The sequence below is a fragment of the Pinisolibacter sp. DMC19 genome, from assembly GCF_056313985.1.
This window is the reverse complement of record NZ_JBQUZF010000007.1, coordinates 90716-113843: the sequence shown is the minus strand read 5'-3', so window position 1 is coordinate 113843 and position 23128 is coordinate 90716. Positions and strand designations below refer to the sequence as shown.

19 protein-coding genes are annotated in these 23128 nt (G+C 69.6%); all 19 read right to left on the bottom strand.

The features are described 5' to 3' along the window. Window positions 1-28: 28 nt before the first annotated feature. Window positions 29-1315, bottom strand: coding sequence for an ABC transporter substrate-binding protein (locus tag ACT53U_RS16635; protein WP_476156921.1), 1287 nt, complete (start codon window positions 1313-1315; stop codon window positions 29-31). Between the two features lie 46 nt (window positions 1316-1361). Beyond that, window positions 1362-2186 carry a carbohydrate ABC transporter permease gene (locus ACT53U_RS16630; RefSeq protein WP_476156920.1) on the bottom strand — a complete coding sequence of 275 codons (825 nt, stop codon included), beginning with the start codon at window positions 2184-2186 and terminating at the stop codon, window positions 1362-1364. Next, window positions 2183-3109, bottom strand: a complete 927-nt coding sequence (locus ACT53U_RS16625) for a carbohydrate ABC transporter permease (protein WP_476156919.1) — start codon at window positions 3107-3109, stop codon at window positions 2183-2185. The genes ACT53U_RS16630 and ACT53U_RS16625 overlap by 4 nt, the downstream gene beginning before the upstream one ends. Continuing rightward, window positions 3106-4245 (bottom strand): ABC transporter ATP-binding protein, encoded by a 1140-nt coding sequence (locus ACT53U_RS16620; protein WP_476156918.1) that lies wholly within the window; start codon window positions 4243-4245, stop codon window positions 3106-3108. Before ACT53U_RS16620 ends, ACT53U_RS16625 begins: the two co-directional genes overlap by 4 nt. 118 nt (window positions 4246-4363) lie before the next feature. Beyond that, window positions 4364-6292, bottom strand: a complete 1929-nt coding sequence (locus tag ACT53U_RS16615) for a bifunctional 2',3'-cyclic-nucleotide 2'-phosphodiesterase/3'-nucleotidase (protein ID WP_476156917.1) — start codon at window positions 6290-6292, stop codon at window positions 4364-4366. Between the two features lie 65 nt (window positions 6293-6357). Then, window positions 6358-6951 (bottom strand): MotA/TolQ/ExbB proton channel family protein, encoded by a 594-nt coding sequence (locus tag ACT53U_RS16610; protein WP_476156916.1) that lies wholly within the window; start codon window positions 6949-6951, stop codon window positions 6358-6360. Next, entirely contained in the window at window positions 6951-9494 is a 2544-nt protein-coding gene (locus ACT53U_RS16605) for a TonB-dependent receptor (RefSeq protein WP_476156915.1), read from the bottom strand. Before ACT53U_RS16605 ends, ACT53U_RS16610 begins: the two co-directional genes overlap by 1 nt. A gap of 37 nt (window positions 9495-9531) precedes the next feature. After that, window positions 9532-10215, bottom strand: coding sequence for an energy transducer TonB (locus ACT53U_RS16600; RefSeq protein ID WP_476156914.1), 684 nt, complete (start codon window positions 10213-10215; stop codon window positions 9532-9534). Window positions 10216-10270: 55 nt separating this feature from the next. Then, a complete protein-coding gene (locus ACT53U_RS16595) occupies window positions 10271-10675 on the bottom strand; it encodes an ExbD/TolR family protein (protein WP_476156913.1) in 405 nt (134 codons plus the stop codon). A gap of 254 nt (window positions 10676-10929) precedes the next feature. Continuing rightward, window positions 10930-11574 carry a histidine phosphatase family protein gene (locus tag ACT53U_RS16590; protein ID WP_476156912.1) on the bottom strand — a complete coding sequence of 215 codons (645 nt, stop codon included), beginning with the start codon at window positions 11572-11574 and terminating at the stop codon, window positions 10930-10932. After that, a complete protein-coding gene (locus ACT53U_RS16585; RefSeq protein ID WP_476156911.1) occupies window positions 11556-12881 on the bottom strand; it encodes a DVU_1553 family AMP-dependent CoA ligase in 1326 nt (441 codons plus the stop codon). Before ACT53U_RS16585 ends, ACT53U_RS16590 begins: the two co-directional genes overlap by 19 nt. Then, window positions 12878-14269, bottom strand: coding sequence for a radical SAM (seleno)protein TrsS (gene trsS / locus ACT53U_RS16580; protein WP_476156910.1), 1392 nt, complete (start codon window positions 14267-14269; stop codon window positions 12878-12880). The genes ACT53U_RS16585 and trsS overlap by 4 nt, the downstream gene beginning before the upstream one ends. 17 nt (window positions 14270-14286) lie before the next feature. After that, window positions 14287-15459 (bottom strand): DVU_1551 family NTP transferase, encoded by a 1173-nt coding sequence (locus ACT53U_RS16575; protein WP_476156909.1) that lies wholly within the window; start codon window positions 15457-15459, stop codon window positions 14287-14289. Next, complete coding sequence (locus tag ACT53U_RS16570; protein ID WP_476156908.1) at window positions 15456-15914, bottom strand: DVU_1555 family C-GCAxxG-C-C protein; 459 nt, start codon at window positions 15912-15914, stop codon at window positions 15456-15458. The genes ACT53U_RS16575 and ACT53U_RS16570 overlap by 4 nt, the downstream gene beginning before the upstream one ends. After that, entirely contained in the window at window positions 15911-16621 is a 711-nt protein-coding gene (gene trsM / locus ACT53U_RS16565) for a DVU_1556 family methyltransferase (RefSeq protein ID WP_476156907.1), read from the bottom strand. The genes ACT53U_RS16570 and trsM overlap by 4 nt, the downstream gene beginning before the upstream one ends. After that, complete coding sequence (locus ACT53U_RS16560) at window positions 16621-16845, bottom strand: DVU_1557 family redox protein (RefSeq protein ID WP_476156906.1); 225 nt, start codon at window positions 16843-16845, stop codon at window positions 16621-16623. The genes trsM and ACT53U_RS16560 overlap by 1 nt, the downstream gene beginning before the upstream one ends. Further along, on the bottom strand, window positions 16842-19199 hold the full coding sequence (locus ACT53U_RS16555; protein ID WP_476156905.1) for a pyridine nucleotide-disulfide oxidoreductase/dicluster-binding protein: 2358 nt from the start codon (window positions 19197-19199) through the stop codon (window positions 16842-16844). Before ACT53U_RS16555 ends, ACT53U_RS16560 begins: the two co-directional genes overlap by 4 nt. Window positions 19200-19321: 122 nt before the next feature. Then, window positions 19322-22081 carry a molybdopterin-dependent aldehyde oxidoreductase gene (locus tag ACT53U_RS16550; RefSeq protein ID WP_476156904.1) on the bottom strand — a complete coding sequence of 920 codons (2760 nt, stop codon included), beginning with the start codon at window positions 22079-22081 and terminating at the stop codon, window positions 19322-19324. Window positions 22082-22196: 115 nt separating this feature from the next. Further along, on the bottom strand, window positions 22197-23036 hold the full coding sequence (locus tag ACT53U_RS16545) for an XdhC family protein (RefSeq protein WP_476156903.1): 840 nt from the start codon (window positions 23034-23036) through the stop codon (window positions 22197-22199). Window positions 23037-23128 lie beyond the last annotated feature (92 nt).

The window sequence follows — 23128 nt, the reverse complement described above, 5'->3', positions numbered from 1 at the left end:
CCCCCGCGCCGTCGACCGGACCCCTGGTTCACTTGGTCATCAGGGCGTTGGTCTCGGCGACCATGTCCTTCAGACCCTGCTCGGGCGAGATCTCGCCGCGCATCACCTTGCCGACGATGTCGCGCTGGGTGCGCCAGATGCGGACGGAATCGCCGCCCGGATAGCCCGCCCACGGCAGCGACTTGTCGGCCTGCAGCGACGCGGTCTTCACGTTGGGACGCTCGACGTAGTAGGGGCCGAGATAGTCCGGGCCGGTGGCGTTCTTGTTGGTCGGCAGATAGCCGGTGATGCGGACGATGGTGTTCTGCGCCGCGGGACCGGTGATCCACTTGAGGTACTTCCAGGCCGCGTCCTGCTTGGCCTTGTCCTGGGTCAGGATCACCGCCGAGTTGCCGCCCGTCGGCACGCCGCCCTTGACCTTGTCCTCGAGCGGGAAGGTCGTGGTGACGAGCTTGAAGCGGTCGCCGACGAGACCTTCGATGGTCTGGACGTGGGCCGGCGTCGAGAACAGGAAGCCGGTGAGGCCGGCGCCGAATTGCTGGCGCGCCTGATCCCAGTCGAGCACCACCTGGCCGCCTTCGGTGACGAAGCGGCGGGTGAACTGCAGCGCCTTGAGGCCGATGGCGTTGTCGAAGCCGGCCTTGCCGGTCGCCGGATCGACCATCTGGCCGCCCTGCGACACGATCAGCGCCTGCCACAGCCAGTCGTCCGGCCAGCCGGCGATGTCGTAGGCGATGCCGGCGACCTTCGGGTCGGCGTCGTGGATCTTCTTGGCGAGCGCGATCAGGCCGTCGAACGTGTCGGGCATGTGCGCGGGATCGCCGCCCGCCTTGGCGACGAGATCGGCGTTCACGTACATGATCGGCGACGAGGCGTTGACCGGCAGGCCGTACTGCTTGCCGTCGATCACGCCGAGCGCCGCCATGCGCGGCGAATAGTTGGCGTCGAGGAAGGCCTGACCGCCTTCCTTGGCGATGAACGGCCCGAGATCGGAGATCTGGCCGCGCGGCGCCAGCGTGTGGACGAGCTCGGCGGTCAGATTGTAGCCGGAAAAGTAGACGTCCGGCAGATTGCCGGTGACCGCGGCGCGCAGCACCTGCTGCTGACCCTCGTTGTAGCCGGCGGCCGGCGCCAGGAACTCGATCTTGACGTCCGGGTTGGCGGCCATGAACGCGTCGGCGATCGGCTGATGGAACTTGGTGAAGCCCGGCAGGTTGTAGAGCACCTTGAGTGTCACCGGTTCGGCCGAGGCCGCGGCCGGCAACGCGAGCCCGACCGCGAGCGCGGCGGCGGCGATGCGTTTCACGAACGACATGGGGATCTCCGTTTCGTCTGGTTTGGAGCGGGAGGCGCTTTCCGGGTCACTTGACCCCGGACATCGTGATGCCGGCGACGAACTGCCGTCGGGCGAGAAGGAAGGCGACGACCATCGGCGCCGTGATCATCGTCGCGCCGGCCATCAGCGCGCCGTAGTTGGCGCCGCTCTCGACGTCGGCGAAGATCATCATGCCGAGCGGCGGCGGCGCGAGGCTGGGCGTAGAGACGACGATCATCGGCCAGTAGAGGTCGTTCCAGTGGGCGACCACCGAGAACACCGCGAAGGCCGCGAGCGCCGGCAGCGAGCCGCGCAGCACCAGCCCCCAGCAGATCTCCCACTCCGAGAATCCGTCGAGCCGCGCCGCGTCGACGATCTCGTCGGGGTAGGAGCGGAACGACTGGCGGAAGAGGAAGATGGCGAAGACCGACAGGAAGAACGGCACCATCATCGCGAAGTAGGTGTCGAGCAGCCCCGCCTTCGACAGGCCGACGAAGAGCGGCAGGGCGAGCGCCTGCATCGGCACGGCGAGGGCGGCGACCACCGCGGCGAAGAGCAGATCACGCCCCGGAAAACGCAGCTTGGCGAGCGCATAGGCCGCCGGCACAGCGGTCAGGACCTGCACCGCGAGGATGCCACCGCAGACGATCACGCCGTTCGCCATGAACCGCGCCATCGGCACCTGCGCCGCCGCGCGGCCGAAGTTGTCGAGCGCCGCGGAGAGGTCGATCACCGGCAAGAGCGAGCCGTGGAAGATCTCCGCCGGCGAACGCATCGCGGTGAGCAACATCCACCAGAACGGCAGCAGCATCAGAGCCGCCCCGGCGGCCAGCACCACGCGCGAAGCCCAGCGTCCCGTCGAACCGCTCATCGATAGTGAACCTTGCGATCGAGGTGGAGGGTCTGGCCGATCGACAGCACCAGGACGACCGCCAGGAAGAGCAGCGTCAGCGCCGCGGCATAGCCGGTGTTCGAATATTCGAAGCCCTCGAGATAGAGGTCGTAGAGCATCGTCTCGGTGCCGCCGCGCCCGTGGGTGAGCACGGCGACGGTCTCGAACACCTTGAAGGCGGTGATCGAGGTGGTGACGACGACGAACATCGTCGTCGGCCCGAGCATCGGCCAGGTGACGGTCAGGAACCGGTCGATCGGGTGACGCGCGCCGTCGAGCCGCGCCGCCTCGTGCAGATCGCGCGGGATGGCCGAGAGGCCGGCGAGGAACAGCACCATGTTGAAGCCGACGACCTGCCAGATGCCGATCACCGCCATGGTCGGCACCAGCAGCTTCGGCGTCGACAGGAAGGCGACCGGCTCGAAGCCGAGCGCGACGATCGCCGCGTTGATCGGCCCGATCGACGGGTGCAGCAGGAACTGGAACACCGTCGCCATGGCGACCAGGGTCGCCGTCACCGGCAGGAAATAGGCGGTCTCGAAGAACGACCGGCTGCGCCGCCGCCCCTCGATCAGCAGCGCCGCCCCGAGCCCGAGGAAGACGCCACCGGGAATGACGATCGCCGCATAGAGCACGGTGTTGGCGGTCGCCCGCACGAAGACCGGATCGGAGAAGGCGCGGACGAAGTTGTCGAGCCCGACGAAACGGGTCGCGAGCGCCCCGAGCCGATAGTCGGTCAGCGCGAAGCCCGCGAGCACGAACATCGGCACGAGGTAGATCGCGAAGAGCAGGAGCACCGCCGGCGCCGCGAAGAGCAGCCCCGTCCGCCGCGCCCGCGCCTCGCGGTCGACCGGCCGCGCGATCGTCCGGACCGCGCCGGAAAAGGTCGCCGCGACGCTCATGCCGGCACCTCGACGCGGAAGGCGGTCGGGCGACGTTGCCCGTCGGCACCGAAGAGATGGGCCCGTTCGGCGGCGATGCCGAGCGACACGATCTCGCCCGCCCCGGCGACCGCACTCGGCGCGCGGCGGGCGACGACGCGCAGCGTGTCGTCGGCGAGCGGCGCATAGGTCTCGAAACAGTCGGCGCCGTGACGCTCGACCCGCACCAGTCGCGCCGCGAGGCCCGGCGCCCCGACCACGACGTCCTCCGGCCGGACGCCGAGCACCGCCGGCCCGACCTCGGCCGTCGCATGGATGCCTAACGGGCGGCCGAAGGCGGTGATCGATCCGCCCGCCTCGATCTCGACCGGCAGCAGGTTGATCGACGGCGAACCGATGAAACGGGCGACGGCGAGCGAGGCCGGCCGCTCGTAGAGATCGGCCGCGGTGCCGAACTGCAGGATACGGCCGCCGTCCATCAGGGCGATGCGGTTCGACATGGTCATCGCCTCGACCTGGTCGTGCGTGACGTAGACGAAGGTGGCGCCGAGCCGGCGGTGCAGCGCCGCCAGTTCCTCGCGCATGTGGGTGCGCAGTTTGGCGTCGAGATTGGAGAGCGGCTCGTCCATCAGGAAGGCCGCGGGCGAACGCACCAGCGCCCGCGCCAGCGCCACGCGCTGACGCTGGCCGCCGGAGAGCTGCGCCGGACGGCGATCGAGCAGATCCTCGATCTTGAGCATCGCCGCGGCGGCGGTGACTTCCCGGTCGATCGCCTCGAGCACGGCACTCCGTCCGCGCACGAAGGGGGCGAGGAGCGGCATGCGGCCGGCGAGCGACAGGCGACGCATCCTGAGCGGCGTGGCGATGTTCCGCTTGACCGTCATGTGCGGATAGAGCGCGTAGGACTGGAACACCATCGCGATGTTGCGATCACTCGGATCGACCTGCGTCACGTCGGCGCCGCCGATCGTCACCCGCCCGCGATCCGGGCTCTCCAGCCCGGCGATGATCCTGAGCAGCGTGGACTTGCCGCAACCGGATTCGCCGACCAGCGAGACGAACTCGCCCGGCTCGATCGAGAGGTCGATCCCGTCGAGGACGCGCGCCCCGCCGAAGCTCTTGTCGACGCCCGTGACCGCGACCGATTGGGGGTCCATGACATGCTCCTTTCGTCGAAGACATGCGGGTTTCCCCGAAGAACGCGAAGGCGGCGTGACGGTCCTGTGAACTGTCCATGACGGTGTCACACCTGCCCCTTCGTAAGCACCACACGTCTCACGCGAGGTCGAAGGCGTAGCGTGCCCAGCCCTCGCGCACCGCCGCGATCTCGCGCAGTTCCGGTGCCTCGGCGAGCCGGCCGCGGGCCTGCGGCGCGCCGTCGAAGGCGACGGTGGTCGGCTTTCCGAGCGGGGCGAAACGCCAGGGCCGCTCGTCGGGCACCGTCACGTCCGCTTGTGCCATCACCCACTTCAGGACGACGTCGCGGTTGCCGTCGGGCGCGCGCAGCACCACCCGGTCGCCGTCCATGCCGGGGAAGCCACCGCCGCCGTCGGCGCGATAGTTGTTGGTGACGACCAGGAACTCCGCCGCCTCGTCGATCGGCCGGCCCTCGTGTTTCAGATCGGAGATGCGCCCGCCCTCCGGCGTGACGATGCGGCCCTGGGCATCGGTGCGCGGCGGCCGCGTGACGTCGATCGTCCAGGTGAGGCCGGAGATCACGTCGAAATTGTAGGACGGGATCTTGGGTTCGATGAGCGACTGCACCTCGGCCGCGCCCGGCACGATGCGGGCGAAGACGCGGGCGGCATGCTCCAGCCACTCGCGCAGCAGTGCGCCGGTCACCTTCACCACCACCAGCGTGTTGGAATAGGCGTAGAGATCGGCGACCTGGCGCAGCGCCACCGGCCCGGCCGGGATGTCGATCCACGAATCCGGCGTGTAGCCGGCGCGGAACGGCGCCATCGCCGAGAGCAGCGGCAGCTTCTCGTGCTCGGTGCCGGCGAGGAGCCGGCGGGCGTAATCGGTCTGGGCGCGGTTGACCAGCGTCGTCGCCGGATCGCGTCCGGTCCACACGAAATAGCTGTCGATCGAACGGGCGAAGCGGCCGGCCGGTTGGTCGACCCAGGCCCGCGTCGCCTCGTGTTCGGGGCGGACGAGGCGTTCGACCTCCGGGTCGGGCTCGACCAGAGCGACCGTCTTCTGCCCGTCGCGCCGGGCGATCGGCCGTGCCTCGCAGGCGAAGTCGGCGATCCGCCAGCGGCCGCCGTCCTGGACGAGGCCGAGATCGACGACGCCGAGATGGCTGCCCCAGAAGCCCGGCATCACCGCCGGCTTGCCGGCGAGCGTACCCTTGACCGCATCGACGCCCGCCTGTCCCGAGAAGTCCGGGCCGGGCAGCACGCGATGGGAATGGCCGGTGACGACGACGTCGATGCCGGGCACCTCGGCGAGATGCAGGCCGGCGTTTTCCTCACCCTTGCGACGCGGCCCGCCGCCGACGCCGCCGTGGCAGAGCGCCACGACGAGATCGCAGGACGCACGCAGCGCCGGCACGTGGCGTTCGGCGGCCTCGATCACGTCGTCGGTCGTGAGCCGACCCTCGAGGTTCGACTTGTCCCAGATCATGATCTGCGGCGGCGCGAAGCCGATCACCCCGATCTTCAGGTCGTGACCCGTGCCGGCCTCGTCGACGAAGCGGCGCTCGAGGATGGTGGTCGCCGGCAGGAAGGTCGAACCGTCGGCGCGGCGGATGTTGGCCGAGATCTGCGGGAAGGCCGAGCCGCGCAGCGAGCGCTCGAGGAAGTCGAGCCCGTAGTTGAACTCGTGATTGCCGAGCGTCGCGGCGTCGTAGCGAAGCGCGTTCATGACTCGATAGGCCGGATGGATCGCCCCGCCCGAGAGCCCACCGCGCGCGATCTGGTCGGCGAGCGGATTGCCCTGCAGCAGATCGCCGTTGTCGACCAGCAGCGTGTTGGCGAAGCTCTTCCGCGCTGCCGCGATCAGCGTGGCGACGCGCGAGAGCCCGGTCGTCGGGTCCGGCCGGGCCCTGTAGTAGTCCCAGTCGGTCAGCGCCATGTGGAGATCGGAAGTCGCCAGGATCGCCAACCGCAGCCGCGGCGTGGCGGCGAGCGCCGGATGGAGCCCCGAGGCCCCGAGAAGGGCGGCGGCGCCGAGGAAGTCGCGGCGGCTGGGATGGATCGACATGGCGGCCCTCGTCGAGCGCGGAAGAATGACGGACGCGCGGCCTCGAAAGGGCCGCGCGTCGAGGATCAGCGGGTGGCGGCGAGCAGGAAGCTCTTGAACTCCTCGAGGATGACGTCGGCCACCCGGTGGAGGAGGTTGTGGGCCATCAGCCCGTAGAGCGCCGTGCCGATGCCGATGGCGGTGGCGAGCAGTGCGGCGGCGATGCCGCGACTGACCGCCGCCGGATCGGAGACGCCGCCGGCCGACAGCGCATCGAACGTGTCCATGATGCCGAGGATGGTACCGAGCAGGCCGAGCAGCGGCGCCGCCGTGACCACCGTATCGAGCACCCACAGACGCGCCGAGACCCGCGCGTCCATCGTCAGGTAGAGCGCCGAGGACAGGTCCTCGACGCGCGATCGGGTGATCTCCGGCTCGTCCTGGACGGCGACGTAGTCGGCGATCGACCGGGCGAGGACGTCGCGCCCGGCGAGGTTCTCACCGTGCGACGTCAGTCGACCGGAGGCATCGAGCCCCTTGCGGATGCGGTGCACCCGCCACTTGAGGATCGCGTAGTAGACGATCCGCTCCACCAGCACGAAGGTCAGCAGAGCCGCGAAGCCATAGAGAACCGTGATGCAGATCTCGTGGAAATAGGCGGTGTCGATGTGAATGCCCATCAGAACGCCGCCTTGAAGGTGAGCATCATCGAGAAGCCTTCGCCCATGTAGTAGCTCGGCGACGAACCGGAGACCGTCGAGCCGTTCACGCCGGTGGTGGCCACCGCGTTGCTCTTGGTCGAGTAGACGCCGGTCAGCTGGCGCTGATCGAGCAGGTTGGTCATCGACAGGCGCAGTTCGGGCTTCTTGATCGTCGCCTTGTCGGCGATGCTGACGTCGCCGAAGCGATAGCCGAGGCCGGCATCGATGCGGCCGTAGCCCGGCATCCGCTCGTCGTTCATGAAGGTCGAATACTGCGGGCCGATGTACTTCATCGCGACGTTGGCGAGATAGGTGCCGTCGTCCCAGTCGAGGCCGAGGGCTGCGATGACGTTCGGCGACTTCGGCAGTTCCTTGCCGCGGGTCGGCAGGTAGTCGGTGACGTTGACGCCACCGACCTTGCCGACGGTCTGCAGGTTGTCCTGCATCCGGCTGGTCATCAGCGACAGCGACGCATAGGGGCGGAGGCCACCGAAGAAGGGACGGGTGCCGATCTCGGCGTCGAGGCCGAACTTGTCGACCGTGCCGGCGTTGATCGTCTCCGACAGCGAGTTGCCGAAGGGGTCGAGGACGTTGGTGGAGACCTGACGGTTGGTGAAGTGGGTGGCGTAGACCGACATCGCGGTGGCGAACAGGTCGCCCTGATAGCGGTGACCCATTTCGACCGTGACCGACCGTTCCGGGTCCGGCTTGGTCGCCGGGGTGATCACGCCGGTCGTCGTCGAGAAACTGTCGTAGAAGGCATAGTTCGGCGCGCTGCGGAACGCCGTGCCGACGCTCACGAAGGCCTGATGCTCCGGCAGGAATTTCCAGTTGAGGCCGATCTGCGGCAGGGTCGCCGTATCGTAGAGCGAGGTGTCGCGGGTGGTGCCCGGCGCCTCGTTGGTGACCTGACGGTTCACGAACACCTGCTTGACGCCGTAGTCGAGCTTCAGCGTGTCGCCCGCGAGCGCCCAGGTGTCGCCGAGGAACACCATGTTGGTGACGGTGCGGGTGGTGGCGTAGCGCTTCATCAGGGTCTGGCCGGCAAGCGTGCCGGAGGTCACGACATAGCCGTCGCCGTCCGTCATGAAGTAGTTCTGAATGTTGCCGGAGGCATCGAGCGCCTGATACGGGCCGGTCTGCCGATGGAAGGCCGACTCGAACCAGTAACCGCCGACGATCTTGTGATCGCCCCACTCGTAGGTCAGCTTGTTGACGATGCCGGGACGATAGGTCCGGGTGATCGACGGATTGTAGTAGTTGACCTTGGTGCCGGCGGTGACCACGCCGCTGCCGTTCCAGTCGACGCCGTTGACGCCGACGTTGCCTTCATAGACCGGCGAGCCTTCCGTCATGGTCGAGACGCCGCCGCCCGAGCCGAAGCCGTACCAGAAATAGGGCACGACGTCGTAGGTCAGGTTGTCGGTGATGCGGAAGTTCGACGGCAGCGAGACGATCGCGTTCTCGAACGGATTGACCTTGTACTTGTAGTAGCTCGTGTCGGCCGAGGCGCTTCCGGTCAGCCTGGAATTGTAGTTCGGCAGCCAGGTCCCGGTGTTGAACTGGGCCATCGTCGGGTTGGCGTAGAAATTGTTGACGGCACGGTTGTAGATCACCGAGGCGCGGATCTGATTGCCGGCATCGAGATCCCACACCATCTTGGTGTCGATGTGGGTGCGGTTGTCGGTGCCGACACCCGACCAGTGATCACCATAATTGTACGAATAGGAGACGTAGCCGCGGAAGTTCTCGATCTGGCCGCTCTCGAGGCGCAGATAGTTGCGCCAATGATTGTGCATGCCGATGGTCGAGGAGACGTAGCCGCCGCGTTGCTTCGACGGATCGGCCATGTAGAGGTTGATCACGCCGCCCGAGGCGCCGACATGCGGGCTGTCGAGATCGGGCGTACCTTGCGCGATCGACACCTGCTGGATGTTCTCGCTGTCGACATATTCCTGCGGATAGAGCGCGTAGTTGCCGGAATCGTTGACCGGCGCGCCCTCGATGGTGAAGCCGATCTGGCCGGACTCGAAGCCGCGCAACGTGATGTCGCCGCCGTTGAGGCCGGAGGCATCGGTCGACGCCTGATTCACGCCGGGCAGCAGATTGATCATCTGATAGGGGTTGGCGGTCGGCGGCAGCTTGTCGATCGCGTCGCGCGTCACCGTCGAGCGGGTCTTGGGCGCCTCTTCCTCGATCATGTAGCCGCCACCGAGGTCCTTGCCGGTCGACCCGCCCGCCGAGGTGCCCGCGGCCGAGCCGCCGCCCTTGGCATAGACGGTGCCGAAGTCGGTCGGCGCCGCGGTCATGCCCGGCAGGGCGCGGGATTCGTGGCGCGGCTTGGCATCGGCCGCCGGCGTGGCCGGCGCAGGAACCGCCGCGGCCGCGGCCGGCTTGGCGCGCTGCTTCTTCTTGTCGACCTGCGTCGCCTGATCGGCGGCAGGGGCCTGGGACTGCGCCTGCGCCCCACCGCACAGGGCGGTCGTGGCGAGCAGGGCGACGGCGAGAAGACGGAGGGTCATGGGGATCGGTCCTGTCGGTTCGTCTGGCGCGAAGGGTTCAGAATTGGATGCGTCCGGAAAGCGAGCTCGCACCGCCGGCGAGCGAGCCGCAGCCGGAGGAGAGGACGCTCGACCGGGCCGCGGCATCGAGGATCGACGAGCCGGAGCTCGCGGTGATCGAGACGCCGGTGATCGACGTGCCCGAGATCGAGACGGCGACGCCGACCGATCCGTGTGGGTTCTGCAGCCGTGCCTCCTTGGAGGTCGGGTAACGCGCCCGGCTCTGCAGACAGGCGCGGAACTCGCCCGCGTTGCCGGCCGAGGCCGGGCGCGCCGCAGCGGCGGCCCTGGCGGCGGGCGCCGGATGTTCCGCGGCGGGACGCACCGGTTTCGGCTTCTCCTCGCGCGGCTTTTCCGGCTTCGGCGGCTTGGGCCGTTCCGGCTTCGGCGGTTTCGGCGGCTCGGGCTTCGGCGGCGGAGGCGGCGGCTCGACCGCCGGCAGCGGATCTGGAACCGGCGGTTCCGGCGGCGGCGGAGGCTCCGGAGGCGGAGGTTCCGGCTGTGGCGGCGATTCCTCGGTCGGTGGCGTCGGCGGCTCCTCGGCCGGCGGCGTCGGCGTCTCCGCGGCCGCCTCCTCGGCGGGCGCCAGCGACAGTTCCATCGTCGTCTCCACCGGCGGCGGAGGCGGCAGCGGCGCGGCCGAGGAGGCCGCGGCATAGACCGCCCCGGCCATCACCAGCATCGCGACGGCATTCGATAGACGAGCGTCCCGGTCGGGTTTCATGATCGGCACGCACTCACTTCGCCCTCGTGACGATCTGCGCGCTGCCGACACCCGCCGACTTCAGCGCGTCGAGAACGCTCACCAGTGTCTGCAGGGCGGCGCCCTCGTCGCCGGCGATGACCACCGCCGCCGGCTTCTCGGCGGTCGCGGTCTTCAGCGTCTCGGTCAGTGCGGCGAGCTCCATCGCCCGACCGTCGAGGAAGATCTGCCCCGCGCGATCGATGCCGACGGTGTAACGGACCTTCTCGACGACCTTGTCGGGATGTGCCGAAGAAGGCGGATTGACCTTGAGGCCGAGCGCCGGAAGCACGTTGGTGCTGATCAGTACAAAGAATACGAGAAGAAACATCATCACGTCGATCATCGGAATGATCTCGATCCGTGCGTGACGTTCCTTTCTCTCCGGCCAGACTCGCATGACGTTACACCACAAATATGCCTTATTGCGGCGCAAACATAGACGATATAGCCAAACCTATGATGACAACCCGCACGTTTATTCGGCTAATATTGAAAATCAACGATTCGTAAAGGTTTGTACGATCGCGCAACAGCGTCCGCGACGGGTCGGCGCGTTGCAGTGCGACAGACGGCGCGGGTTCGATTCGAATTCATGGGGGAGAGACGGCCGACGGCTCCCCGGTCGGCCCGGCGGGCACTCGCGCCCGGCCGTCAGACGGCCTGTCGGGACGATCCGCGCAGCCAGTCGGCGAGCGCCGCCGGCCCGGCGTCCAGCAGCCGCGCCACCCATCCGTCGCGCTGCCGCTCGAGCACGTCGACGTGGCCGTAGGTCTTGGGCAGACGGAAGAGATTCCGCTGCGGCATGCCGAAGACATGGCAGAGGAGCAGACGATGGACGCCGGCATGCCCCGCCACCGCGATCCGGGCGTCGCGCGCGTCGTCGGCGATCTCGGACCAGACCGGCAGGACGCGGGCGAGCACGTCGGCGAAGCTCTCGCCGCCGGGCGGGCGGAAGCCGAAGAGATCGCGCCCGCGCGCCGCATGGGCCTCCGGGTCGGTCGCGGCCAGCGTCGCCCGGTCGAGCCCCTCCCAGTCGCCCATGTCGATCTCGCGCAGCCGCGCGTCGACCCGGATCGGGATCGCCCGCGGCGCGGCGAGGATCTCCGCCGTCTGCCGCGCCCGATCGAGATCGCTGCACCACACGACGTCGAAGGGCGGCGCCTCGGCGAAGACTTCGGCGAGCGCCGCGATCTGCGCGATGCCCGCATCGCTCATCGCCAGATCGGTGCGCCCGAGATAGCGGCGATGGCCGTCGCCGGCGACCGCGCCGTGGCGGATCAGGTGAACGCGGCGCATGGCGCCTCCTCCCGGACCAGCCGACGCTTGCCCCGCCGTGCGACGATCGTGCCCTCGCTGCGCCCGACCGCGAGGCGGAGCCGCCCGGTGGCGACGAGCGGACCGACGAGCCCATCGGAAGCGACCGCCGCCTCGACCGCCGCGACGAGTGCCGTGTCGGGCCAGGCCGCGACCGCCGCGACCGAGACGGCAAGCGTCGGCGGCGCGCCCTCGACGAAACGGGCCTCGAAGTCGCAGACCCCGTCGACGCCGAACAGAATCTCGTCGAGCCGCGGCATGCCGAAGCGCCGGCCGTCGATCGCGACGTCGCCGTCGAGCCGCCCGTCGAGCCCGACGAGACGCAGCAGGCGCGAGCCACAGGCGCAGGGCGCGTCGATCAGCCTTCCACGGTCGCCGGTGCGATAGCGCAGGAGCGGCATGGCGCGGCGGCCGAGCGTGGTGACGACCACCTCGCCCGGCTCGCCGAAACCACGGACCGCACCGGTCGCCGGATCGATCACCTCGACCAGCAGATCGGCCTCGCGCACGTGGAGCCCGGCATGGGCGGAACATTCGACCGCCCCGCCGTATCCGGTCTCGGTCATGCCCCAGTGGTCGTGGACGGCGGCACCCCAGGCCCGCTCGAGACCACGCCGCAGCGCGCCGCTCGTATGGTCGGAACTGACCAGCACGGCACGGAGCCGGATCGGCACGCCGCCGTCGAAGCACGACACCCGCGCGGCGGCGAGCAGCCGCACCGGCGGTCCGGCGGCCATCGTCGCCCGCTCCCGGCGCAGGAAATCGGCGACATCTTCCGGCGTCGCGTCGCTCGACACGATCAGCGGCGTCGCCCCCAGCCGCCGCAGCGCCGCGGCGAGCCCGTCGCCGACGCCGCCCGGCCGATCGGCGGGAAAGGCGATGGCGACGCGGTCCTCGGGACGCGTGAACAACGTCATGCCGTGATGGAAGAAATCGAGCGTCGCCTCGCGGTCCTCGGCCGAGAAGCCGACCCGCTTCGGCGCCCCGGTGGTGCCCGAGGTCGGCTGCGTCACGATCCGCTCGATCTCGCCCGCCGACACCGCGGCGAGCGGCGGATCGGCCCGCACCAGATCGTCCGGCGTGGTGAAGGGCAGACGCGCCAGCGCCGCCCGGCCGTCGATCGGCCCCTCCGGCCAGTCGGTCCGGGCGCGGTAGAACGGGCTGCGGGCGCGCGCATGGGCGATCGTCTCGGCGAGCCGGGCGAACTGCAGCGCCTCGAGGTCGGTACGGTCGAAGTCGGGCGAGAGCCCGTGCAGCGCCGCCAGCCGATCGTCGAGCGGGGTCGTCACGTCGCCGCCTCCTGCCGCCGCGTCTGCGGGCGATGCAGCGCACCACCGTCGCGGTCGGTCAGATTGTAGGCGCAGAAGGGGATGACCCGCCTGTCCGGCGACACGACGTGGATGTGGCATTGCCGCAGCCGCTCGAGATCGAGCGTCCAGGCATCCTGGAAGGCCATGCCGGAGAGCCCGAGCATCCGCTCCTGCGCCGCCAGGAACCGGTCGAAGGCATCGCCCTCGGCGCCGCCCTCCCCCACCGGCCGCGTCCACTGGCCGGCGACGTAGCGCCGGGCGCGGGCGACGTCGGGGCTCGGCCGGGTCGAGCCGCAGCAGGCGCTCGATTCTTCCTTCGGCGCCTCCGCCGGCACGCCGCAGCACGACGCCTTCGCCCCCGTCGAGCGCAGCCGCCCCGCGGCATCGACCGCAAAGCGGCCGCTGAACGAGCAGTAGGGGTTCTCGGCCGAACCGGGATTGAAGTCGTCGAGCGCGATCGTCCCGCCCGAATGGGCGATCAGCGCCGCCATCACTTCCGGCAGGGTGATGCGGTCGGCCGCGGTCGGCTCGTGCGGGCGGCGGCCGAAATAGGAGATCGGCTGGAAATGGACGGCACGGACCACCGGCATCAGCGCGATGGCGTGATCGACGATGGCGCCGATCTGGCCGTCGTTGATGCCGGGCACCACCGTCGGCACCAGCACGACGCCGATCCCGGCGTCGCCGCAGCGGCGGATCGCCAGGTCCTTCAGCCGCGCCAGCTTCGCCCCGCGCAGCGCCTTGTGAACCGCGTCGTCGACCCCGTCGAACTGGAGGAAGACGCAGTCGAGCCCGGCCTCGGCGAGCGCCGCCACATAGGCCGGCTCCATCGCCAGACGGACGCCGTTGGTGTTGAGCTGGACGAAGTCGAAGCCGCGGGCGCGCACCAGCCGGACGATCTCCGGCAGATCGTCACGCACCGTCGGCTCGCCGCCGGAGAGCTGGATGTGGACGCGCCCGCCGCCCTCGTTGAGCACGTCGAGCCATTGGCCGATCTCTTCGAGCGAGGCGTCCGTCCCCTGCCGTCCGGCCGAGGCGAAACACACCGGACAGGCGAGATCGCAGCGCGACGTCACTTCGAGCAGGACGCAGCAGCTCTGTTGGCGATGGTCGGGGCAGAGGCCGCAGTCGTGCGGGCAGCCGCGTTCGACCGCCGTCGCCGTCGCCGTCACCGTCGGGCGGGCATGCGCCCGCGCGCCCGCCCCCCATCGGGCATAGGAGGCGACGCCGCGCCAGACCGGCGTCGAGAAGGTCCCGTGCTCGGGACAGGTCTTGACCAGATGCACGGCGTCGCCGACCACCCGTCGCTCCGCCGGGATCGTCGCCAGGCAGACCGGGCAGACGCTCTCGGTGTCGGCGCGCGTCACGGGGGTCTCGCAGCAGCTCATCGACCGATCCTGACCTCGACGAAGGGCGGCGCCGCCGGCGGCGACGGCACGTCGGCGAAGTCGATACGGGCCACGACCGCACGCAACACGGCCTCGGCCGCGGCCCTACGGCGACGCGCACCGGCAAGCGCTGCCGGATCGTCGCCGAAACGTCGTTCGGCCGGAGCGAAACGCTCGTCGAGACCGACGCGACGCTCTCCGGCGATGCACTTGTCGGCGAGATGCACCACCGCCGCCTCGTCGATCGGGTCGCCGGGGGCGAAGTCGATCGCCATGTGTTGCGCGATCACCGCGGCGACGCGCGGAAAGCCGAGATCGGCGAGGATCGCCGCCCCGACCTCGGCGTGACGCGCATGACCCTTGGCGATGTCGTGCAGGAGCGCCCCGGCCCCGACGAGATCGACGTCGAGCGCGACGCCGGCGGCATTCAGCCGTCGCGCCAGATCGACCGCGAAGGCCGCCACCGCCCGGCAGTGCCGGCGGATCGGCTCGGCGACCGCATGGGCCTCGAGGATCGCCGCGCATTCGTCGGGCTCGGGCACGTGGCGATGCGCCAGCGCCTCGGCGAGGGCGGCGTGTTCCGGCGGGTGGTCCATGTCGTGGAGACAGGCGCGATCGAAGACCGCGACGGTGGAAGCCTCGCCCTCGTGCCGGGCGAGGAGCGCGCGTAGGCCCCCCTCGCCGTCGCCGGCGATGATCTCGGCGAAGAGCCCCTGCGGCAGGAAGGGCGGATGGCCCGGCTCGCCGCGGAAGGTCGGATGGACGATGCCGCCGCGCGCCAACCCCGCCTCGGCGACACGGGCGAAGGTCGAAGCCCGGACCGCCGGCACGTCGCAGGGGATGAGGAGCGTGCCGGCGATCGCTTCCGGCAGCGAGGCGATGCCGGTGCGCAGGCTGGAATACATGCCGAGATCGTAGGCGGCGTTCTCGACCACCACTGCCGGACCACCGGCGAGCACGGCTGCGACGTCGGCGCCGCGATGGCCGACGACGACGTGGATCGGCCCGATCCCGGCCTCGGCCAGCGTCGCCACGACGTGTTCGATCACCGTGCGGCCGCCGAAGGGCAGCAGCGGCTTCGACGACCCCATGCGGGTCGAGCGGCCGGCGGCGAGGACGACCGCGGCGATACCCCTGCGGTCGGTCGAGAGGGCGGGAGCGTCGGTCATGGCGTCTCGCTCCGCGCCTCGGTCGGATCGATGCCGTGTTCGGCGAGGATCTCGTTGAGCTTGTCCCAGACCTCGCCGACCAGCGCCGGACAGCGCTCGGCCTTCAGCGCCTGATCGAACTTCATGATGTCGGCGCAGTCGATGCCGCCGAAGCGCTGCTTCGCCGAGGTGTGGAACCAGCCGGAGAAGGCGTCGAGCACCGAGGCGAAGCGCGGATCTTCCGCCTCGTCCTCACCCGCCCGCCCGGCGACGAGGCCGAGCACGCAGCAGCCGCCCGACAGCGCGCCGCAGTTGAAGCCCTGGCCCATGCCGAGCGCCAGACCCGACATGGCGCGGACGAGATCGGGGTCGTCGCGGTTCTGTGCCTCCAGCGCCAGTTTCATCAGCACGTGGCTGCACTTGAGCCCGGAGAGCAACATCTCGGCGATGCGGAAGGTGGTGTCGGGATCGCTCATGACGAAACCTCCGGACCGCCGGCGACGCGCGCGGCGATCAGCATGAAATAGCCCGGCCGGGTCGGCCGCCGGCCGTCGGCGGTCGCGCCGCAGCCCTCGCCCCACAGCGCGTCGAGCGAACCGTGGGCGAAGACGAAGCGCGCCACCCAGTTCTTCAGAACCTCGGAACAGTCCTCGAACCACGTCGGCGCGAAGCCGCTCGCCGTGAGGTCGGCCGCGAGATCCCGCGGCACGGCGGCGAGCGCGCCCGAACCACCGCGCAGCGGATCGGCGCGATCGAAGACGTCGGAGAGCGCCAGATGCCCGCCGATCGCCACCACCCGCGCCCATTCGGCGAGGGCGGCGCGGCGGTCGGGCATGGTCGAGAGGACGCATTCGGAGAGGACACCGTCGAGCGACCCGGTCGCGAACGGCAGACGGACGGCATCGGCGAGGAGGAAACGCGCGGCGTCCTCGCGTTCGCGCGCCCTTTGGAGCGTCGCCGCCGCGCGATCGACGCCGATCGCACGCAGGCCCCGGCGCGACAGGGCCGCGACCCCGGTCCCCTGCCCGCACCCGACGTCGACCACCACCCCGCCGGCGGGAAAGGCGGCGCGATCGAGGAGACGTTCGGTCAGTTCCGGCCCACCGGGCCGCAGCGGTGCGCCGTCCGGGCCGCAGACGCGGCCGTCGCCGTAGAGACCGGCAGTGGACGGCGCGACCTGCATCACTTGTCCTCCAGCGCCTGTTCGACCTTCAGCATCCGCCCCGCCGCGAGTTCCTCGCTGACGTAGACGAAGCCGCATTTCGGACAGCGCGGCAGATCGACCGGGAAGGTCTGGCCGAGATAGGCGGCCTCGATCTTTCCCGGCTCGAGGGCGATGTCGCAGGCGAGGCAGATCATCGCCGGCGTTTCGGGGGTGGGGGTGGGGGTGGTCGGGGTCTCGGTCACGGCTTGGCCTCCACGCTCATGCGATGGCTCCAGGCGCGGCGCAGCACGAAACCGTCGCCGTCCGGCTCGTAGGCGACCCAGCAGGTGACCTCGCCGCTGCGGTGCGCCGCGACGAGACGGCCCGTCGCCGGGTCCTTCAGCCGCCGGCCGGAGGCTTCCGCCTCGGCGATGACGCGCTCGGCGTCCTCGACCAGCAGGAGCTTGCGCTCCATGTCGCGCCGGACGTCCTCGGGCACCGTCAATGCGATCCGCGGCACGGCAACCTCCATGTCTTCCCCCCAGAGATCGCGCATCAGGTCGGCCTTCAGCCGCAGCCGCGCGTCGCGACGGCGCGACAGGCCCGGATCGATCCGTCCGGCGGCATCGCCGTCGTCGGCGAAGACCAGATCGAGCAGATGGGCGGTGCGCTTGCCGTGTTTGGCGAAGGTGTCGCGGCACATGGCGCAATAGGCGAGGAAGTCGTCCGGGCTCTGGGCGATCCGCGCCGTGACGATGGCGTCGGCGACGTCCGCGTCGGCGTAGGTGACGAGACCGCCGTAGCCGCAGCAGGTGGTCTTCTCCGCCCCCGTCAGCTCGCGCAACTCGATGCCGCGGGCCGCCGCGATCACCCGCACCGCCTCTTGCGTCGCCGGGTCGTGGCGCGCGGTACAGGGGTCGTGGATGGCGAGCGGGCCCACGGCGAGGGGAGCGGCGAGCGCCGGCGCCTCGGGCAGGCCGACCATCTCGAGCACGGTCCACAGCGACGACGCCTCGACCTCCGGATGGAAGTCGCGGAACATCTTCAGGCAGGACGAACAGGCGGTGACGACCTTCGGCTTGCCCATCCGCCGCCATTCGGTATCGAAGGCGGTGCGGATCTCGTCGTGCAGCTCGACCCGCCCGGCCCAATGGGCCGGCGCGCCGCAGCAGTCGAGGAAGAGCCCGACGCCGCCGTCGATCCGCGCCGCGAGGTGGTCCCAGATCCGCCGCACGTGATCGGGCCGCGAGCCGGCGAGCTGGCAGCCGGGGAAGAACAGCACCGCGCTCGTCTCGTGCCCCGGCTGATGGCGCACCAGCGTCGCCTCGGCCGAGCGGTAGAAGGCGAGCTCCCGCAGGGCGAAGTCGTGATGCGACGGCGGCATCTTGCCCCGCCGCACCATCGACTGGCGGGCGTCGAGACAGACCTCGCCCATCGACAGGTCGTTCGGGCAGATCTCGGCGCAGAGGCCGCACAGCGTGCAGCCGTCGATCATCCGGTTGGCCTTGCGGTTGCCCATGACGATGCCGTCGTTGTTCCAGATCTCGCGGACGTAGCGCTTGGGATAGCTGCCGTAGCGGGCGAGATAGGGACAGGCCTTGACGCATTCCTGGCAGCGGCAGGGGAAGCAGCGCGCCGCCTCGGCCATCGCCTCGGCGCGGTCGTAGCCCTTGACCTGATCGGCCGGCACGACGGGCGCGACCGGCGCATGCGCCTCGACCGCGACATGGAGGCAGGAGGCCTGCGAACCGCTGTCGCCGCGCCCCGCCGTCAGGCTGGCGCCCTGCAGGAATCGGTCGACCGTCATCGCCGCCCGCCGCCCGTCGTGGATCGAGCCGATCGGCGAATAGTCGGCGAAGGTGCCGTCGGTCGCGTGCCGCGTCTCGGAGCGCAGGCAGGCGGCGAAGATCTTGGGATGCGACGTGGTGCAGGCGTTGCAGTCGATCGCCACCCGCCCGTCGGCGGTCATCTCCAGCGTCGGCGCGAAGGCGGGCGTCGGCCCGCGGCCGGGGGCGATCAGCACCGCGTCGTAGTCGGCGACGAGCCGGTCGAGCCCGTTCGGCCCGTCACCGCCGGAGACCCTTGCACGACAGACGATCTCGACGCCGAGCCGGGCGAGCGCACCGAGATCGGCCTCGATCGCCGAAGGCGGCAGCACGTCGGGATCGAAGTTGCGCAGCCGCTCGAGCGGCCGGGCGTCGGCCTCGAGCACGGTGACGAGATGGCCCTTCATGGCGAGGTCGTGGGCCGCCGTGAGCCCCGTCAGTCCGCCACCGACCACGGCGATCTTCTTCGGCTTGCGGGCGCGCTGCGGCGCGCGCGTCAGGACCGCATAGGCCTCCTCGACGCAGGCGCGCTCGAGCGCGGAAATCCGGATCGATCCACCGACCTCGGCGCGGCGGCAGGCCGGCTCGCAGGGGTGGTCGCAGACATGGGCGACGATCGCGGGAAAGGGGACGATCCGGGCATAGGTCGCGAAGGCGCCGACGAAGTCGCCCTTGGCGATCTTCTCGGCCATCGCGCGGGCGTCGACATGGAGCGGACAGGCGGCGGTACAGGCCGGCGGCTGCTCCTCGATGCAGAGGGCTTCCCATGCCTTGACCTGTTCGCCGTCCATTGTCGCCTCCTTCCGGTATCGGCGGATGGATCCGATCCGGCTTATGGGAACCCGCAGCATGGAAGATGCCGCGGGTTCCGTCTTTGAGCCGCGTCATGTCCGACGCGACATGACGTCAGGCGTCACTCCGCCGGCTCGTCCTCTCTGACGACGGTGCCGTTGGCCTCGAGGCCCGCCAGGATCGCCTCCGGCAGAGCGGGGATCTTGAAGATCCGCACGCCGCAGGCGTTGTAGACGGCATTGAGGATCGCCGGATGCAGAGCGGTGAGCGGCGCTTCGCCGACACCGGCCGCACCGAAGGGACCGTCGGCCCGCGGGGTCTGGAGATAGAGGATCTCGATCTCGTCGGGGACGTCCTTCGGATAGGGAATGCCACAGTCACGCAGGGTGGTGTGGGTTTCCAGATCGTCGAAGTCCTCGGTGAGCGCCAGGCCGATGCCCTGGGCGAGACCACCGTAGATCTGACCGTCGCAGGTCGCCTTGTTGATGACGGTGCCGACGTCGATCGCCGTCGCCAGCTTCACGCAGGTCGCCTTGCCCGTCTCCATGTCGACTTCGACTTCCGGCAGGAAGACTTCGTACATGTAGATCGGGAAGGGGTTGCCCTGGCCGGTTTCGGCCGAGCAGTCGGTGCAGGCCGCCGCCACCCACTTGCCGTCGTAGGAGACCGGGATGTTCTCGGCCACCATCTCCTTGTAGGTGCGATAGGTGCCGTCGGCCTTCTTCATGGCGTTCAGCAGCATCTCCGAGGCGACGCGGATGGCGTTGCCGCAGAAGACGTTCGAGCGGCTGCCGCCGGCCGGACCGCCGTTGGGGCCGAACGTGTCGGCCATCACCAGCTTGATGTCGTCCTGCTTGGCGCCGGCGACACGGAGCACTTCGTGCGCCATGGTCTGTGCGGAGAGATCCGCGCCCTGGCCGTGGTCTTCCCAACCCGAATGGACGATGTAGCCGTTCGGGGTGATCTCGACGCGCGCCTCGGAGCTGTCCGGACCGTCGAGGCCGCAGCCGTAGATGCCGAGCGAGATGCCGACGCCGCGCTTGGTGGCGGTGTTGACCTTGTTGAACGCGGCACAACGGGCCTTGGCTTCGAGATACCGCGGCCGGATCATGTCGAAGAGCTGCTTGAACACCAGCACTTCGGGCTTCTGGCCGGTCGGGGTGGTCGAGTTCTCGTTGTAGAGGTTCTTGTAGCGGAACTCGAAGGGATCCTCGCCCATCTTCTCCGCCAGCATGTCCATGGCGATCTCACCCGCCAGGAAGGCCTGCGGCGAGCCGTAACCACGGAAGGCCGAGCCCCAGGCGTGGTTGGTGGCGACGGTGAGGCCCTTGCCGCGGATGTTCTCGAGATGATAGCCGGCGCCGGTGAACTGCGCCTGGCGCAGGGTCACGAGGTCACCGAACTCCGAGTACGGACCGTGGTCGAGCCACCAGTCGGTCTCCATCGCCGTCAGCTTGCCGTTCTTGTCGCAGGCGAGCTTGATGTTGATGTTGGCCGGGCTGCGCTTGCCGGTATAGGTGATGTTCTGGAACTGGTCGTAGACCAGCGACACCGGCTTCTTGGTGACCAGAGCGGCGACGCCGAGCAGCGCCTCCATCGTCGGCGAGAACTTGTAGCCGAAGGTACCGCCGGTCGGGTTCTGGATGATCCTGAGCTTCTCGGGAGGAATGCCGAGGCCGGGGCAGATCATGGCGTGATGGAGATGCACGCCGATCGACTTCGACAGGATGGTCAGCACGCCGTCGTCGTCGACATAGGCTTCGCCGCAGTCGGGCTCGAGATGCAGATGCGGCTGACGCGAGCAGTAGGTGGTGATGTCGACCACCGCCGCCGCGCTCTCCATCAGCGGCTTGGTGTCGGCACCCTTGACGACGCCCTGCTCGTAGTAGGCGTTCGGCACGCCGGGATGGATCTCCATCGCGTCGGGGGCGAGCGCCGCGAAGCCCGACATGTAGGCCGGCAGCACCTCGACGTCGACCTTGACCTTGGCGGCCGCGGCGCGGGCATGGGCCTCGGTGTCGGCGGCGACGATGGCGATCGCGTCACCGAACTGGAAGATCTTCTCCTTGCACAGGATCGGACGATCCCAACCGTCGCCCTTGTTGGTCGGGAAGGTGATGAGGCCGGTGATGGCGTTCTTGCCGCCGACGTCCTTCCACGTGATGATCCGCTCGACGCCCGGCATCTTCTCGGCTTCCGCCGTGTCGATGTTCTTGATCAGGCCGTGGCTGACCTCGGCCTGGACCAGCGCCAGACGCAGCGTGCCTTCCGGCATGCGCAGCGCGATGTCGGCGCCGAAGTCCCAGGTGCCCGTGACCTTGGCGAGAGCCGAGGGACGAACCGCCTTGGTTCCGACGATCGAACCGTCGGCCTTCGGCTTGTCGAGGATCTGTTCGGCGGTCTTCTCCCCGCGCATCATCGCGGCCGCGTCCATCACCGCGTCCACCAGCGGCTTGTAACCGGTGCAGCGGCAGAGGTTGCGATTGCGGTTGAACCAGGCGCGGACCTGTTCGCGCGTCGGGTTCACGTTGTTGTCGAGCAGCACCTTGGCCGACATGATGAAGCCGGGCGTGCAGACGCCGCACTGGGCGCCGCCGTGGGCCATCCAGGCGATCTGCAGCGGGTGCAGGTTCGACGGGGTGCCGAGGCCTTCGATCGTGGTGATCGCGGCGTTCTCGGCGACCTTGGTCATGGGCAGGGTGCAGGCGCGAACCGGCTTGCCGTCGAGCACGACGGTGCAGGATCCGCACTGGCCGTCTTCGCAACACACCTTGCAGCCGGTGAGCAGCATCTGCTCGCGCAGCACGTCCGCGAGGGTCGCGTCGCCTTCGGCGACGATCCAACGATCGACACCGTTCACGTTGAGAGGAATGCGCTTCATTTTTCGTCTCCTTCCTGCGGTGAGGCGTCCGTCGCCCACGCCGTAGAGACCGATTGGTTTTGGTGTTCTGGGGATTGCCGAATGCGAGTCCGGGTCGACGCGGTCGCCCTCCGCGTCACGAGGCCTCCTTTCTCGTCGCCGCCTGGCCGAGGTTGCGCATGGTGCGCATGATCGGGCGGACCGCCTCGGCGCCGCGGCGCCAGGCGATCGCTTCGGCGATCACGGAGACGGCGATTTCCGCCGGCGTCTCCGCACCGATGTCGAGGCCGACCGGCGCATGGACACGCTCGAAGGCCTCGGCCGGCACGCCCTCGCTCTGCAGCGCGGCGAAGACCGTGAGAACCTTGCGTTTGGAGCCGATCATGCCGATGTAGCCGGCCTTGGTGCCCAAGGCCCATTTCAGGACCTTGCCGTCGAGCTCGTGGCAGCGCGTGGCGATGAAGATCGCCGAGCGGCTGTCCGGCTCGAGCCCGGCCATGGCGTCGTCGAAGGGTTCGGCGAGAACCTCCCGCGCGCCGGGGAAGCGATCCGTCGTGGCGAATTCCTCGCGGTCGTCGACGATCACCGTCGACCAGCCCGCCGCCTCCGCCGCCCGCGCCGTGACGACGCCGACGTGGCCGGCACCGAACAGGTACATCGTCGGGGTCGGCAGGATCGGCTCGACATAGACGTCGAGGCTGCCGCCGCACACCATGCCGGTGTCGAGCTTCGGGTTGTCGTGCAGCGAGAAGGAGACCATCTGCGGCCGCCCCTTGGCGATCACCTCGCGGGCGGCGAGGATCACCTCGGCCTCGGCTGCACCGCCGCCGACGGTGCCGACGATCCGGCCGTCCTCGTGGACCACCATCTTGGCGTCCGAGGCGGCCGGAATGGATCCCTTGTAGGCGACGATGGTCGCCAGCGCGCAGGCTCGGCCCGCGTTTCTCTCGTTGATGAGGTCCTCGTAGACGTCCATGGCGTCGCGCTCCGCTTCTGATCCGGTCCGGCGGCGCGTGCCGAGCCGAGGCCCGGGGCTTCCACACGCTGCGGACGGCCACTCGGCGGGAC

Coding starts and splice junctions, on each gene's coding strand:
- ACT53U_RS16595 (WP_476156913.1), bottom strand. CDS start 10,675: ATGCGAGTCTGGCCGGAGAGAAAGGAACGTCACGCACGGATCGAGATC.
- ACT53U_RS16615 (WP_476156917.1), bottom strand. CDS start 6,292: ATGTCGATCCATCCCAGCCGCCGCGACTTCCTCGGCGCCGCCGCCCTT.
- ACT53U_RS16575 (WP_476156909.1), bottom strand. CDS start 15,459: ATGACCGACGCTCCCGCCCTCTCGACCGACCGCAGGGGTATCGCCGCG.
- ACT53U_RS16600 (WP_476156914.1), bottom strand. CDS start 10,215: ATGCTGGTGATGGCCGGGGCGGTCTATGCCGCGGCCTCCTCGGCCGCG.
- ACT53U_RS16635 (WP_476156921.1), bottom strand. CDS start 1,315: ATGTCGTTCGTGAAACGCATCGCCGCCGCCGCGCTCGCGGTCGGGCTC.
- ACT53U_RS16590 (WP_476156912.1), bottom strand. CDS start 11,574: ATGCGCCGCGTTCACCTGATCCGCCACGGCGCGGTCGCCGGCGACGGC.
- ACT53U_RS16545 (WP_476156903.1), bottom strand. CDS start 23,036: ATGGACGTCTACGAGGACCTCATCAACGAGAGAAACGCGGGCCGAGCC.
- ACT53U_RS16550 (WP_476156904.1), bottom strand. CDS start 22,081: ATGAAGCGCATTCCTCTCAACGTGAACGGTGTCGATCGTTGGATCGTC.
- ACT53U_RS16555 (WP_476156905.1), bottom strand. CDS start 19,199: ATGGACGGCGAACAGGTCAAGGCATGGGAAGCCCTCTGCATCGAGGAG.
- ACT53U_RS16625 (WP_476156919.1), bottom strand. CDS start 3,109: ATGAGCGTCGCGGCGACCTTTTCCGGCGCGGTCCGGACGATCGCGCGG.
- ACT53U_RS16570 (WP_476156908.1), bottom strand. CDS start 15,914: ATGAGCGATCCCGACACCACCTTCCGCATCGCCGAGATGTTGCTCTCC.
- ACT53U_RS16605 (WP_476156915.1), bottom strand. CDS start 9,494: ATGACCCTCCGTCTTCTCGCCGTCGCCCTGCTCGCCACGACCGCCCTG.
- ACT53U_RS16630 (WP_476156920.1), bottom strand. CDS start 2,186: ATGAGCGGTTCGACGGGACGCTGGGCTTCGCGCGTGGTGCTGGCCGCC.
- trsM (WP_476156907.1), bottom strand. CDS start 16,621: ATGCAGGTCGCGCCGTCCACTGCCGGTCTCTACGGCGACGGCCGCGTC.
- ACT53U_RS16610 (WP_476156916.1), bottom strand. CDS start 6,951: ATGGGCATTCACATCGACACCGCCTATTTCCACGAGATCTGCATCACG.
- ACT53U_RS16620 (WP_476156918.1), bottom strand. CDS start 4,245: ATGGACCCCCAATCGGTCGCGGTCACGGGCGTCGACAAGAGCTTCGGC.